Annotated in this window: 11 protein-coding genes and 1 pseudogene; 8 read left to right on the forward strand and 4 right to left on the reverse strand. The window is 59.7% G+C overall.

Annotation, left to right across the window (positions count from 1 at the left end):
• The 7 genes from sctN to HAP48_RS24730 are packed head-to-tail and all read left to right on the forward strand — an operon-like array spanning position 1 to position 5773.
• Positions 1 to 1350 (forward strand): type III secretion system ATPase SctN, encoded by a 1350-nt coding sequence (gene sctN, locus HAP48_RS24700; protein WP_175612405.1) that lies wholly within the window; start codon positions 1 to 3, stop codon positions 1348 to 1350.
• Positions 1326 to 1862, forward strand: a complete 537-nt coding sequence (locus HAP48_RS24705; RefSeq protein WP_029083953.1) for a hypothetical protein — start codon at positions 1326 to 1328, stop codon at positions 1860 to 1862. The genes sctN and HAP48_RS24705 overlap by 25 nt, the downstream gene beginning before the upstream one ends.
• Positions 1862 to 2971, forward strand: a complete 1110-nt coding sequence (gene sctQ, locus HAP48_RS24710; RefSeq protein ID WP_084518646.1) for a type III secretion system cytoplasmic ring protein SctQ — start codon at positions 1862 to 1864, stop codon at positions 2969 to 2971. Before HAP48_RS24705 ends, sctQ begins: the two co-directional genes overlap by 1 nt.
• The gene (gene sctR, locus HAP48_RS24715; RefSeq protein WP_166209421.1) at positions 2964 to 3635 is read left to right on the forward strand and encodes a type III secretion system export apparatus subunit SctR; all 672 of its coding nucleotides are present in this window, start codon (positions 2964 to 2966) and stop codon (positions 3633 to 3635) included. The genes sctQ and sctR overlap by 8 nt, the downstream gene beginning before the upstream one ends.
• On the forward strand, positions 3632 to 3907 hold the full coding sequence (locus HAP48_RS24720) for an EscS/YscS/HrcS family type III secretion system export apparatus protein (protein WP_029083928.1): 276 nt from the start codon (positions 3632 to 3634) through the stop codon (positions 3905 to 3907). The genes sctR and HAP48_RS24720 overlap by 4 nt, the downstream gene beginning before the upstream one ends.
• Positions 3908 to 3917: 10 nt before the next feature.
• Entirely contained in the window at positions 3918 to 4739 is an 822-nt protein-coding gene (gene sctT, locus HAP48_RS24725) for a type III secretion system export apparatus subunit SctT (protein WP_029083929.1), read from the forward strand.
• Positions 4736 to 5773 (forward strand): EscU/YscU/HrcU family type III secretion system export apparatus switch protein, encoded by a 1038-nt coding sequence (locus HAP48_RS24730; RefSeq protein WP_029083930.1) that lies wholly within the window; start codon positions 4736 to 4738, stop codon positions 5771 to 5773. Before sctT ends, HAP48_RS24730 begins: the two co-directional genes overlap by 4 nt.
• Positions 5774 to 5810: 37 nt before the next feature.
• On the opposite strand, the gene HAP48_RS24735 is transcribed toward HAP48_RS24730, so the two are convergent.
• The 4 genes and pseudogenes from HAP48_RS24735 to HAP48_RS24750 form a co-directional block, all read right to left on the reverse strand.
• Positions 5811 to 6473: a CpaD family pilus assembly lipoprotein gene (locus HAP48_RS24735; protein WP_029083931.1), complete on the reverse strand. Its 663-nt coding sequence runs from the start codon at positions 6471 to 6473 to the stop codon at positions 5811 to 5813.
• Between the two features lie 10 nt (positions 6474 to 6483).
• A pseudogene (locus HAP48_RS24740) lies at positions 6484 to 7939 on the reverse strand (type II and III secretion system protein family protein).
• A 26-nt stretch (positions 7940 to 7965) separates the two neighbouring features.
• Entirely contained in the window at positions 7966 to 8655 is a 690-nt protein-coding gene (locus tag HAP48_RS24745; protein WP_029083933.1) for a response regulator, read from the reverse strand.
• A gap of 1976 nt (positions 8656 to 10631) precedes the next feature.
• Positions 10632 to 11600 (reverse strand): hypothetical protein, encoded by a 969-nt coding sequence (locus HAP48_RS24750; protein WP_029083934.1) that lies wholly within the window; start codon positions 11598 to 11600, stop codon positions 10632 to 10634.
• An 832-nt stretch (positions 11601 to 12432) separates the two neighbouring features.
• Between HAP48_RS24750 and HAP48_RS24755 the strand changes: the two genes are divergently transcribed.
• Complete coding sequence (locus tag HAP48_RS24755; protein WP_224496571.1) at positions 12433 to 12756, forward strand: VirK family protein; 324 nt, start codon at positions 12433 to 12435, stop codon at positions 12754 to 12756.
• Positions 12757 to 13031 lie beyond the last annotated feature (275 nt).

The following is a 13031-nucleotide window of genomic DNA, read 5'->3' on the forward strand; positions in this document are numbered from 1 at the left end:
ATGCAACGACCAGCCCATGAGGCTGCGGCAGGGGAGGGGAATGTTCACGCCGCGCTCTCGTCCTTAAGATCTTCCGCAAAGCATATTGACACCCGCGCCGTTCGTGGTCGGGTCACGCGGGCAATAGGGACGCTGCTCCACGCCGTTCTGCCGGAGGCCCGTGTTGGGGAACTGTGCCTCCTGCAAGATCCTCGCAGCGGATGGTCACTAGAGGCCGAGGTGATCGGTCTATTGCCGGACGGGGTGTTACTCACCCCGATCGGCGACATGGTCGGATTGTCCAACCGTGCGGAAGTGGTCACGACCGGGCGAATGCAGGAAGTGCCAGTCGGTCCCAATTTGCTCGGCCGCGTGATCGACAGCTTCGGCCGTCCACTCGATGGCGGGGGCCCGATAAAGACTGGCGAAGTTCGCCCGCTGCGCGGCAGGGCGCCCAACCCCATGAAGCGACGCGGCATCGAACAGCCTTTTCCGCTTGGCGTTCGCGTCCTCGACGGGCTTCTGACATGTGGAGAAGGCCAGCGGATCGGAATCTATGGTGACGCTGGTTGCGGCAAGTCGACGCTGATGTCGCAGATCGTCAAAGGCGCGGCCGCCGATGTCACCATCGTCGCGCTGATCGGCGAACGTGGCCGGGAGGTGCGTGAATTCATCGAGCGCCATCTTTGCGAGGCCATGCACCGTTCGGTCGTCGTCGTTGAAACCTCCGACAGTTCGGCCATGGAGCGGGCGCAATGCGCCCATATGGCAACCGCGCTGGCCGAATATTTTCGTGATCAAGGATTGCGCGTCGTTCTGATGATGGATTCATTGACGCGCTTTAGCCGCGCCATGCGTGAAATCGGCCTTGCCGCAGGAGAGCCTCCGACCCGACGCGGATTTCCGCCCTCGGTTTTCGCGCTGTTGCCAGGCCTATTGGAGCGTGCTGGCATGGGCGAGCACGGCTCAATCACGGCTTTCTATACCGTGCTCGTCGAAGGTGACGGCACGGGCGATCCCATCGCCGAAGAATCGCGCGGCATACTTGACGGCCATATCATTCTCTCACGCGCGCTTGCCTCGCGAGAGCAGTTTCCGGCCATCGACGTGTTGTCGAGCCGAAGCCGCGTCATGGACGCAATCGTGTCTGTGCCGCATCGCAAGTCGGCATCCTTCTTCCGTGATCTGCTCTCGCGGTACGCCGAGGCGGAGTTTTTGATCAAGGTCGGCGAATACAAGCAAGGCTCCGATCCGTTGACGGACCGGGCGATCGCCTCGATTGATGAGTTGCGGGCATTTTTGCGCCAGGGTCAGGACCAGGCATGCAGTTTTGAGGAGACGGTGGCATGGATGTCACGTCTGACCGCCTGAATGGCGTTCATGCGTCTAAACTGCGGCTCGTCAAGGACATGAGGGAGCGAAGCGCCTTTCGTGAACTGTCCAACATGGAAACCAGGCGCCACATCGCGGTTGAAGCCGTCGAACAGGCTTCCAAGCATCTTGCAAATGCCGAACGACGCCGCGCAAGGGTTGAAGCCGAGCTTTATCGGGAAATGTTGTCGGCCGATGCGATATCGGTCGCCGACCTCGAGCGGCGCCACCATCTCATCATTGGGCGGCTCACAGAGGAGATCGCAGCGACGCAACGGGCGTTTGATGAGGCACGTTCCGCTCAAGACCAGGCCGAGGCTGCCGTTCTTGAGGCGCGGACCCTCTGGGCCAAACGTTCAACGGCGAGCCAAAAATGGCAAGAGATCGAGCGCGACGTTCAGCGCATGACCGACGCGCATTGCGAAGCTGCGGCCGAAATTGAAGCCGATGATGAGGTCGTGCTTCGGTACCGGAGGGGATCAGATCGCCAAGTGGGAGGCGAGTCGACCTGATGGCCACTTCTCCAACGCCAGGACGCCCTGATGTGGAAGGGAGGGTTGCGTCGCGATCGTCGGGGGAACCCGCACCGTTCAGACCAGCGCTGATCCTCTCTCATGCTGTGGTCTCATGGCTCAATGAAATCGCAGCTTTCCGCGTCGCTCTGCAAAGCCATCTAGGAGATAAACCGCTGTCGCTGGATCATAACCGGCTGGTCTGGCAGGCCGAGCCGGCTGCGGCATCGATGCTTGACTGCGTCTTTGACGCCGGCGGCGAAACGGTCGTCTTGTCCTTGCCCGGTTCGCTTGTGGAAGCGTTGATTGCGAACGTGCAGAGTGGTTTGACCTTACCTTCCGAGCCAAGTCGTTCGCTGATCCTTGAACTCGCGCTTGAACAATTGCTCGCTCCACTGGAGAGATTGATCCAACGGCCGTTGCAGCTTATCCGCACCCATAAAGCAGTGATGTCGGGTCCATATATTGAATTCGACGTCGCCTATGGTCCGCTTACAGCGAAGGCTCGCCTGCTTCTATTCCCGTCTCTCGACGGTCCCGTTCCGCCTGCGTTCAGCGCCCTCGGCGAACTGCTTGGCCGATTGCCGCGACAGCGGCCCAAGCTTCGTCCTGAGCTGCCTGTCATCGTTGCAGGCCAGATTGGCTCGCTCCGCGTCACGATTGGGCTTGTTCGTCAAGCACAGCAAGGTGACGCGCTGCTGCCGGACGCAATTCCCCTCGCTTGCGGCCAGATCATCCTTGCCGCTGACCAATTATGGGCTCCTGCCGAGATTGCCCGCGACAGGCTGGTCCTGCGGGGGCCATTCCGCTTGCAATCCCACCCCCTGAAGAGTGGACATATGACGACACAACCAGAAGCGCAGCAGCTTCCTTCTGAAGCCGACATCGACAGCCTCGAGATCACACTTGTATTTGAATGCGGCCGCTGGCCCCTGCCGCTGGGAACCTTGCGAACTATCAACGAAGGTCATGTGTTCGAACTTGGCCGGCCGCTTGATGGTCCGGTCGATATCCTTGCCAACGGCCAACGCATTGGACGCGGCGACCTCGTGCGGATTGGCGAGAAACTTGCCGTCAGGTTACGCGGCAGGTTGGCGGTCAATGACTGAGATTCAACCCAGCATCCTCGCGCTTCTGGCGGTGACGGTCGGCCTCGGCCTGCTCGCGTTCGCCGTCGTCACAACCACCGCCTTCATAAAGGTCTCCGTTGTTCTCTTCCTGGTTCGCAATGCGCTCGGGACCCAATCGATACCGCCGAACATTGTCCTGTACGGCGCGGCACTGATTCTGACCGTCTTCATCAGCGCTCCGGTCTTTGAGCAGACCTACAACCGCTTGACTGATCCCCAACTTCGCTACCAAACCTTCGATGACTGGGTGACCGCCGCCAAGGAAGGACAGGAGCCGCTGCGCGCCCATCTGAAGAAATTCACCAATGAAGAGCAGCGCCGGTTTTTCTTGTCCTCGACTGAACATGTCTGGTCGGAAGAGATGCGCGGCAGCGCTACGGCCGATGATTTTGTGATTCTGGTCCCGTCTTTCCTGATCTCCGAACTCAAGCGTGGTTTCGAGATCGGGTTTCTTCTCTATCTTCCCTTTATTACCATCGACCTGATCGTCACGACGATTTTGATGGCCATGGGCATGTCGATGGTGTCCCCGACGGTGATATCTGTTCCCTTCAAGCTCTTTCTGTTCGTCACCATCGATGGCTGGTCACGTCTCATGCACGGGCTGGTATTGAGCTACACAACGCCGGGAGGCGGACAATGAATGAAGCCGGTATCCTAACGCATCTGAGCGAATCGCTCGTCCTGTTCATGATTTGGGTTCTGCCACCGCTCCTCGCAGCCTTGGTCTCCGGATTGATCATCGGCCTCATCCAGGCGGCGACGCAGCTCCAGGATCAAACCTTGCCCCTGACGGTGAAGCTTCTGGTCGTCGTCGCCGTCCTCGCTGGGTTTTCTCCGGTGCTCAGTGCTCCCCTCATCGAGCAGGCCGAGCGCATCTTCAGCGAGTTTCCCGCACTCACCGGCAGATACTAGCAGAGCCTGGATGGCTGGACTGTCCCCCACAGATGCGCAAGCTCTGGTCCAGGGCGCGATCGAACTTGTCGCCGCAACGGGTCTTGGTGCGGCCCGTGCCTTGGGAATCATGCTGGTGCTTCCCGTCTTTACGAGGCCACGTATCAGCGGCTTGGTTCGAGGAAGCCTGACGATTGCGATCGGACTGCCGTGTCTGGCGCAGATCAAGCTCGGCCTGCAGGCGCTGGATCCAAACACGCGTCTGGTCAGCGTCACCATGCTCGGTCTGAAAGAGGTGTTCGTCGGCCTTCTGCTCGGAATCCTGCTCAGTATCCCATTATGGAGTATCCAGGCGGTCGGCGACATCATCGATACTCAACGGGGAATTTCGAGCCAGGTGGCGGCGGAGGATCCCGCAACGCACAGCCAAGCGTCGGGAACCGGGCTTTTTCTCGGTATCACGGCGGTCACGATTTTCGTTCTGGTGGGCGGCCTGCAGACCATGGTGAGAAGCCTTTATGGCAGCTACCTGATCTGGCCCGTGTATCAGTTTCTGCCCGCGGTGACGGCGCAAGGGGCAATGCAATGTCTGAGCCTACTCGATCACATCATGCTGACGACGCTTCTGGTCGCCGGGCCGGTGCTGGCCCTGCTGCTGCTGATCGATGTATCGGTCATGATGCTGGGGCGCTTTGCATCGCAGCTCAAGTTGAACGATCTCTCTCCGACGATCAAGAATGTCGCCTTCGGTCTCATCATGGTCAGCTACACCGTCTATCTTCTTGAATACGCGGGAACTGAGATCCTCACGTCGGACAACGTGCTGGAATATCTGAAGAAGCTCTTGAAATGAGCGGCTCGAGCGAGGAGAAAAAGCTACCTCCAACTCCCAAGAAGCTGCGCGATGCGCGCAAGAAGGGGCAGAGCGCGCGCAGCTCCGATTTGGTGAGCGGTGTCAGCGCGTGCGCCGGTTTCGGCTGTCTGTGGTGGAGAGCCGGGCCGATCGAAGACAAGTGGCACGAAACGGTCCGGCTGATCGACAAAGTGCAGGAGCAGCCGTTCACGAGCGCGGTCCCGCAAGCGCTCAGTGGCTTGCTGGAGCTTTCGCTGGCAGCCGTCGCGCCATTGCTCGCCTGTGCCGTGGCAGCGGCCCTGTTGGCGAATATCCTGGCCAATGGCGGCTTTATGTTTGCCTCGGAGCCGCTCAAGCCGAAGCTGGAGAAATTGGATCCCGTCAAGGGCCTGAAGCGGATCGCATCGAAACGTTCGTTGATCGAACTTGGCAAGACGCTGGTCAAGGTGGTGGTCCTCGGGACGAGTTTGTTCCTCACCGTGATGGCAAGTTGGAAGACGCTGGTGTACCTGCCGGTCTGCGGCATGGGCTGTCTTGGCTTCGTCTTCACCGAGGTCAAACTGCTAACCGGAATTGCCGCTGCGGCTTTTCTGGTCGGCGGATTGGCCGACCTTCTGATCCAGCGCTGGTTGTTTCTGCAGGACATGCGCATGACGGAAACAGAGGCCAAGCGCGAGAACAAGGAACAGCAAGGCAATCCGCAGATAAAGCGTGAGCACCGCCGTCTGCGGCAGGAGGCGGCGAACGAGGCTCCGCTCGGCGTCCATCGCGCCACTTTGATATTGAGGGGAGCGGCAACCTTGATTGGGTTGCGCTATGTTCGCGGCGAAACCGGCGTGCCGATCCTGGTCTGCCGTGGCGAAGGCGACGCTGCGTCACAGCTGCTTCATGAGGCGCGCGCGCTCCGCCTCCGTATTGTAGATGACGACATCCTGGCGCGCCAGCTCCTCGGCAAAGCAAGGCTGGGCAACCCGGTTCCTTCAGAGCATTTCGAGCCGGTCGCAAAAGCGCTTTACGCTGCCGGACTGGTCTAGATCGTTTTGACCGAGGGGCTGCGATTGCGAAAGGCCGTCATCGAGGCGGCTGTATGTCCCTCGTTCCGCCCGCTGGGGCTTCCGGCGCTGCCCTGTTGGCTCCATCGTCGCTATTGCTCTTGTTGCGCGCGGTAAATGTCCCGTAGTTCGCAACGGGACCGGCGGCACGATCGCCATTGCTTGGCATAACCGATCGATTGTCCAGCAAATCGAGCGGATCGTTGACCATGGCTGCCAGATTGCTTCTGGTCGAGCAGCCGAGCGTCGGGTCAAACGAATTATCGTCAACTGCAGGCCCGACGATGGAGAGCGACGGACAGACAGGAGGATGGGCTTGATAGGTGATCGCCTCGATCCTCACCCCGAAACGGGCAGGCAGATCGAGCGGGGAGGCCGACAGGCGGATGTTGTAAGGGGCAACGCCCATGGCACGGGCCTCGTGCGCCACCTGGGCGATGAGACGGGGCGAGCCGGTGACCTCGATATGAAGTGCATCCCGCCGGCCGCCACTCGCAGTTGCAATGAAACTGTGCAGCCGGTGCCTTTCGGAGCCGCGAAGGCTCTGCAGGACCAACACGCTGTTCTTCTGCTCCACCTCAATCGCTTGTTGAGCCGATCCAGAATGGGTCGAAGCATTGTTTGCGCATCCGCCTAATGCTGCCGCAACAGCGATCAAATGGCACAAATGTCGTAAGGTCATTTGACGATCCTCACTCGATGATAAAGCCGGCACTGCCAGTCAACCCTGGTGCGCTCGTGCGGGGCCCATCGCGATCTCGGGACGGCCGTGCCAGCGTGTTCGTCAGAACGCGGCCCACATCTGAGGGCGGCGCGATGCGATCGTTCGGCGCACTCATCCGAGTCGGGTTCGATCCCGGCCGAACGATGTAGGGTGTGACGACAATGACGAGCTCGGTTTCGCGCTTTTGAAACGATGAGGAGCGAAAAAAGCGCGCCAAGAATCGGCACGTCGCCGAGCCAAGGAAACTCGCCGATGTCAGTGTTGAAGTTGCGCCGGATGAGCCCCCCGATTGCAAAGCTCTGACCGCTGGCGAGCTCGACAACGGTGCTGGCACGCCGCGTCGAGAGGGCGGGGACGGCCATGCCGTTGATTTTGACTTCACCTTCTGTCGACAATTCACTGACTTCGGGCTTCACGCGCACGTTGATCTGGTTGTTACTGAGGACCGTGGGGACAAACTCCAGGCTCACGCCGAACTGGCGGAATTGGACCGAAACCTGCCGGTTATCCTGCATGACCGGAATGGGAAATTCGCCGCCGGCCAGGAAGCTCGCAGCTTCCCCGGACATCGCCGTCAAGTTGGGCTCAGCCAGGATTGAAGCGAGGTGCTCGCTGGCGAGCGCGTCGAGAACAGCGCTCAGGTTGATACTGCCGGCGCTAAATCCGATACCGACCGTGCCGCCGCCGCCCGCAGCGCCGGAACCTGCACTTTTTCCGGTGACAATGAAGGCGCCATTTTGGCCCGAGGCGGAGAGGTTGATATTGAGATCCTTGACGGCGCTGCGGGAGACTTCCGCCACGCGGACGCTGAGATTCACCTGCAAAGAGCCGGCGACCTGGATCTTGTTAACGACCAGCGCACCCGCACCGAGAAACTGCTCGGTCACCTTCTTGGCGGTCTCGACGACGTCTGCATTGGGTGCGGTCCCGCCAAGGATCGCTCCGCGCGGGGTATAGCTGACCAGAATCGGATAGTCGCCGACCTCGGCTCTCAGCGTGGCACGCAGATCCTCAATCGGCTGCGTGACCACAACACGCATCTCGGCGAGGGCCTCGCCGGCGTCGTTCAAGGCAAACAGGCTGGTCCGCCCAGGCTTTTTACCAAACACGAAGATCGTCGTGTTTGAGGGGGCCTGGTAATCGGCGATCGCCGGATCTGCAACAAAGATGCTGGCCGCAGGAGCGGTCAGATGAACTGTCTTGCCCTGTGAGGAGGACAGGTTGAGGGTGCCGGTCGCGCTGCCAGGCGCAGCTCGCGGCGGTTCTCCTTTGCCGTCCCGCTTTGTCTGAGCCGCGGCAGCAAATGGAAATAGCACTGCGAGCGCGCAGAGGGCGTAGCAGAGAAGCGGCAGAGCGGCAAAGAGCGGCGCCGTGGAAACCATCGGCGACTTGTCAGCGCCGGCAGCATTGTTAATGACCTTCAAGGGATTGTGCTTTCAAGTTCGATCGATTAGGCGGCCGATGCCGCACTAACGAGCTCAAGGGTGTAACCAACGCCGCGCGCGGTCTTGATTCTTAAGGTTGCACCCGCCTGGCTCAAATGCGCGCGCAAGCGATAGATCCCAACTTCCAGCGCGTTGGTGGAGACCTCGTCGTCGAAGGCATACAGGCTATCCTCCAGTGACGACCGAGGCACGGTGCGGCCGGCGCGGCTCAGCAGATGCTCAAGAATGCACACTTCCCGGCGCGCAATCCTCAGTACTCGGCCGCTGACGGAGACTTGTCTTCCGATCGGGTCGAAATGCAGGTTGCCGAATGTCACGACCGGCGCCGTCATCTGCGTTGACCGTCGCAGTATAGCGCGCATGCGAGCGATGAGTTCGTCGATTGAGACGGGCTTGGCCAGGAAATCATCCGCACCCGCATTAAAGATCGCGATCCGCCGGGCGAGATCGTTCAAGTTGCTCATCATCATCGTAGGCATTGAACATCCGTCGCGCCGCAATTGCTTCAGCCAGTTCAAGCCGTCTCCATCCGGTAAAGCCGATTCGAGCAAGAGAATGTGGTAGCTGGCGCAATCCAGCGCTGCCGCCGCTTCATCCAGGGTGCGTGTCACGTCAACCGCGAACCCGCAACCGAGGAGCGCTTCCTTCACAGCGCGGGCAAAGTCCGCATGATGATCAACCAAGAGAATTCGCATTTCATCGCCTCTCGTTCATCCACGCCGAGACCTGCGCGCGTTACGGGTGACCAAGAGCGTCGACCAAACTCACAGAGGCGCACTTTGAAAAAGCCCGAGAGCGACGAAGCAGATCGTGGTGGCGCGCGAGCAAGTCGAGCCATTCACTTGTCACCGAACACAAAAAAGCGGTGGTCTGCCGTGGACTGGGAAGATCTCCGAAATCATTCACGAGGCCCAAAGCAGAAGCAGCAGACGGATGCCTAGGTGCGCTGATCGCGGCCAGGCGTGCACGCGCTGGGCCGCCTCGTTCGATATCGTTAGCGCCAGACGGCGCGATCGATACCCAAGCGCAGGAGACAGCTGGATCTGAACCGTCTAGCAAAATCGACATTTGGAAACTCCGCCACCTTGCTCTAGTCCCGCGGTCGGCACTGCTATGCTTGCGCCTATGGCGTCGCCAGGTCATGACAAAGCACGCTTTTCCGCTTGAAGAAGTTTACGCCCCGCAACTGACCGATGCTTCAGAAGCCGCGACGCGTAACGATGCGATCGATGCGCCTACCCGCTAGCGACAGAGCCGTTCGGTAGCCGGTGATAGACATGCAGGACGCCAGCGATCCCGACTTTCAATCGCGTCCGATGTCCCGGACGCGGCATACCCTCGACAGCAGTGCACGAGGCCGAAAAGGCGCGGCACGCCGCAATGAGGCATCATCGGATTGAAGTCGTTACGCCAGCTGCCTCTCATCGCTTGGGATGAACGACGGCCGAATGACCGATGCTCGACCTTAAAGTTCCTTTGTGTCGGCACGGAGCGAGATAAGCGGGGGCCGCATTCTACGCGCCTGCTACAGTCTGCTCCGGCTAAGGCAGTGCTGATTCGTCCGTCCTGCAGATAGGCGGCGTTGAAAAGTCGCCTTCGAAAGGAGTGGTCGACCCGCGTGACGGGGCGGAGTGGGGCTGCATTAAGCTTTAAAGATGTTCGCAATTCTTGCTACCTATCAGGAAGTGTTCGCCCGAGTGGGGTTCTTTGTGGTGAGGCTGTCGGAAATCCTACAATCTCACGTACGGTGCGATTCAAGTGTCTTTAACGGTTGGTTAGCGGAGTGCCGTCAAATGTGCGGGCGCCCTGGAGCGGCGTCGACACAGACGCGGCCATCGACATGCGAATCATGGTCGCTCTCACCTTCTTCGACGTCGTATGCATTACCTTATGACGTCCAGCGTGAGCCGTAGCCGATGGCAGCGTGTTATGAGGCAGTCGTTCTTACTACGCGTCACCGCTGTCCACAGCGTCTGACCGGGCGGCTGGCTGATCGCCTCAGACGTGGCGATCAGCCAGACAAACTATGGCTAGTCGTGGGATGCTTGGACCTGCCGCGTCATTTACATCCTGGATGCAAACGCGCGATTGCCCAAGTCGAGTTGACCGGCAGGGGACTGAGAAAGATTGTCACACTACATTGTAGAATGCGGCCTCCCAAGATTGCTCCGCCGACTATGGGGTCTTCGCGCAAGATCGGCAAAATCGATTGTTTCGATGGAACGCATTCAGGAGACGAATGGGCTCTGCCGCGATGCACCGCATGCCGCGGTTGATGCCGCTTTACTGCGCTTGGTGGTGCGATCGGTCTGACCGTCCTCTGATCGAACGCGCTTCCAGAATCAGGCTGAGACGGCCGTGAACAGAAGCCGAGCTTTCAGCGCTTCACGTCACCGGGCTCGATGACGAATGTGACCGCTAGCCATCGGATCGATGCCGGGATGCCAGAAGCGCTTGGGGCGCCGTGCCAAGAACGCGTGAAAGAACCATTCGGGCGGCTCCAGATGCCTGACCCGTTCGCAGGACCCGTTTGAAGGCCGCATGCGGAGGCTGCTCGATACGTTGTTTGTAAAGCCTGCGCTCATGGCACATCCTCCGTTTCTTCCCTGGGGGACGTGCCTAGCGTTTCAGCACGAGGGCACTTACCGACAAAGGGCGCGCAGGAGGCCGTCTAATCATTGCCATCGCGCTTGTACGGATTTGGGTCGCCGGCGGTCCGGTAGTCGTCGAGATTGCCGCCCAGAAAAAGGCGCTCGGTCTCTCGGGTTGGCGTTCTGCCCAGCGCGCACATGAGGTCCACATCCGCATCGATGTTGTGCTGATCCTCAACATTCATTCCGAGCCCAATGCTGCTCAGCACGTCGTCGGGCGTCCAGACCGCGGACCTCGGTACGGCGTAGGTGTGCAGCGCGTTCGTACTTTGGGCGATCGCTCGTGCCCAGTGATCGCGCGAATCGACCAGTTTGGATGGATCCTCAACCAGCGACACGAAGGGGGATGCTGTTCGACCGCGCATATGCCATCCGGCTTGGCGCGCCCGGTCCATGGGATATCGCTCCAGAGGATCTCCCATGGAAGAATGATCCCGCGCCGTGTTGCGCACATGCGATATTGCGCTCGTGTTGTCTTCCACGCGCGGCCTGCAATCGCTGTCCTGGTTCTGGAAGCGCCGCAGCGTGACATATGACGATCCTACCACGTCATCGAAAACGCGCTCCCGATCGACACCGCCGTCGAAAGCGGCGGTCGATGGCGACCACCGTGCCGATTGCTGCACAGCCAATTCGATCTCATTTCTGAGCGCATCAAGGGGGGCGCCTGTCAGCGTTGCGGCAAGCTGAGCGCGCGCGCCCACAAATGATGCGGCTGGATAGCGAACGGTTTGCCGGGCCTCGTTTGGCCCAGTCGAGGACGTGGAAGTTGCGGAATTTGTTGCGGTAGGAACTGAATCCGACGTTGGGTGAGTCGGATGCAGGTCATCCAGCTGCTGCTCGAAGCTTGCTTGATCAGCGGACGGTTCTGCCGTTGAGCTGGTCTGTGCGTTCGACTCATCGAGCTGCCGGGGCACCCGGTGCGGCTGCGGGAGGACGTCGTGAACGCAAACCGGAGTTTCTGCAGCATTCCGCGGATCAATATTCATTGGATGCCTTTCAAGTACTGCTCGTTCGTGTACATTTTCGTAGATGTAGCTTTCAGGAAGCTGACGGACGGGGAAATAAGCGATATCCGCTGAGGGTTGCCGGATGGATGAATTCAGTCCAGTAAGGCGAGCGGCCAGCCGAACGGAAGCCGCGCAAAGCGGTAGAGCAAAGTCGGCGCTGTTTTTCGCCGTCTGGCATTCTTGTTTGTTAAGGCCGACATCAGACGCCCTGACTGGGCAAGGCTTGTTCACGCCGCTGCGTTGGGCGCTTGTCGTCGTCCTCATTGTGGACGTATTGTTTAGGTGGCAGAGAGCCATGCAGGTATCACCGTAAACAACCTGGCAAGATGCGCCCTGGTCGAACTGTTGACCGGAAACCGCGCGCTTACACACATTTAAAAGCTCATCCGCTCAATCATGTCGACCTCCGTTGGAGGAGCTTTGCCGCTCGTGGTTTCCAAGTGGCCGCGTCTTTGATGAAGTCGGTCCGGCGATGTCGCCCGAGGAGAAGCGACTTCAGCAAACCTGACCTACGAGGTTGTGACGTCGGAATAGCCGCCACAACCACTTGCGCCTGTTTACGATAGGTTGTTTTTGTCGCAAAGCGCGACCGCACGTGATGCTCGAACTCGCCAAACGGCCTTGCGAGCACGAGATCCTGCAACGTTGCGCTTCTGCGATCTGTGGTTCTCACCGAGGAAAAACCTATGAAGTTTATTGGCAAAGGCCTGTCGATCCTATTGTCGATCCTATTGTCCTTGCTTTCGATCGCCTGCGTGAGCGCGATGGCCCGGGCCGATGAGCCCTCGCCGAAATACGTCGAGGTGCTGCCTTGCAGACGGGCAAGAATGTGAAGCTCATACTGGATATGAGCCGCTGTACCGCCGCCGAGGGTGGAAAGGCCGGGTCGGCGACGCAGGCCGGTTTGGTCATCAATGCCTTCAGGGTGACCACCCGGAACGGCATCAGCTTCGCCAATGCGCACCAAACCGTGGACAGCTCCGGGCATGCCGTGACCGAATGCATTCGTCATAGCCTCAGCCGCGAAGGTAAACTCACGGTGCAGGCCTCCAAGCTTGTCATCGGGACGACCGAACTCGTGAACCAGGGCGAGTTTGTCTGCGAACTGCCTGATGGCGCGAAGTTCATCTGGTGATCGAGGCGGCGACTGCGCCGCGGCGGGGAAGCGGCGTCGCTACCTTATTCTACGGAGGTTCTTCGTATCCTGACACGATAGTTTCGTGCCGACGGCCAGAATCAGTTCTGGCCGTCTTTTGCTCCCCTCTGGCCGAGTTGCACGAATTTGCGTCAGTTCGCCCAAGCCATCGTAACGGGGGGGCGCCGGTGTTCAGCAGACCTCAATAATTCGGGCGCGAAAGGCGACGCTTCGCTCCTGTCATTTCGTCGCTTACAACTCATAGCGTTGGCATT

Source organism: Bradyrhizobium septentrionale (assembly GCF_011516645.4).
In the GTDB taxonomy this organism is placed as follows: Bacteria; Pseudomonadota; Alphaproteobacteria; order Rhizobiales; family Xanthobacteraceae; genus Bradyrhizobium; species Bradyrhizobium septentrionale.

What these genes read in the sequence shown, in the direction of transcription:
- sctN (WP_175612405.1), top strand. Translation starts at nt 1, where the DNA reads ATGCAACGACCAGCCCATGAGGCTGCGGCAGGGGAGGGGAATGTTCAC.
- HAP48_RS24705 (WP_029083953.1), top strand. Translation starts at nt 1,326, where the DNA reads ATGGATGTCACGTCTGACCGCCTGAATGGCGTTCATGCGTCTAAACTG.
- sctQ (WP_084518646.1), top strand. Translation starts at nt 1,862, where the DNA reads ATGGCCACTTCTCCAACGCCAGGACGCCCTGATGTGGAAGGGAGGGTT.
- sctR (WP_166209421.1), top strand. Translation starts at nt 2,964, where the DNA reads ATGACTGAGATTCAACCCAGCATCCTCGCGCTTCTGGCGGTGACGGTC.
- HAP48_RS24720 (WP_029083928.1), top strand. Translation starts at nt 3,632, where the DNA reads ATGAATGAAGCCGGTATCCTAACGCATCTGAGCGAATCGCTCGTCCTG.
- sctT (WP_029083929.1), top strand. Translation starts at nt 3,918, where the DNA reads ATGGCTGGACTGTCCCCCACAGATGCGCAAGCTCTGGTCCAGGGCGCG.
- HAP48_RS24730 (WP_029083930.1), top strand. Translation starts at nt 4,736, where the DNA reads ATGAGCGGCTCGAGCGAGGAGAAAAAGCTACCTCCAACTCCCAAGAAG.
- HAP48_RS24735 (WP_029083931.1), bottom strand. Translation starts at nt 6,473, where the DNA reads ATGACCTTACGACATTTGTGCCATTTGATCGCTGTTGCGGCAGCATTA.
- HAP48_RS24745 (WP_029083933.1), bottom strand. Translation starts at nt 8,655, where the DNA reads ATGCGAATTCTCTTGGTTGATCATCATGCGGACTTTGCCCGCGCTGTG.
- HAP48_RS24750 (WP_029083934.1), bottom strand. Translation starts at nt 11,600, where the DNA reads ATGAATATTGATCCGCGGAATGCTGCAGAAACTCCGGTTTGCGTTCAC.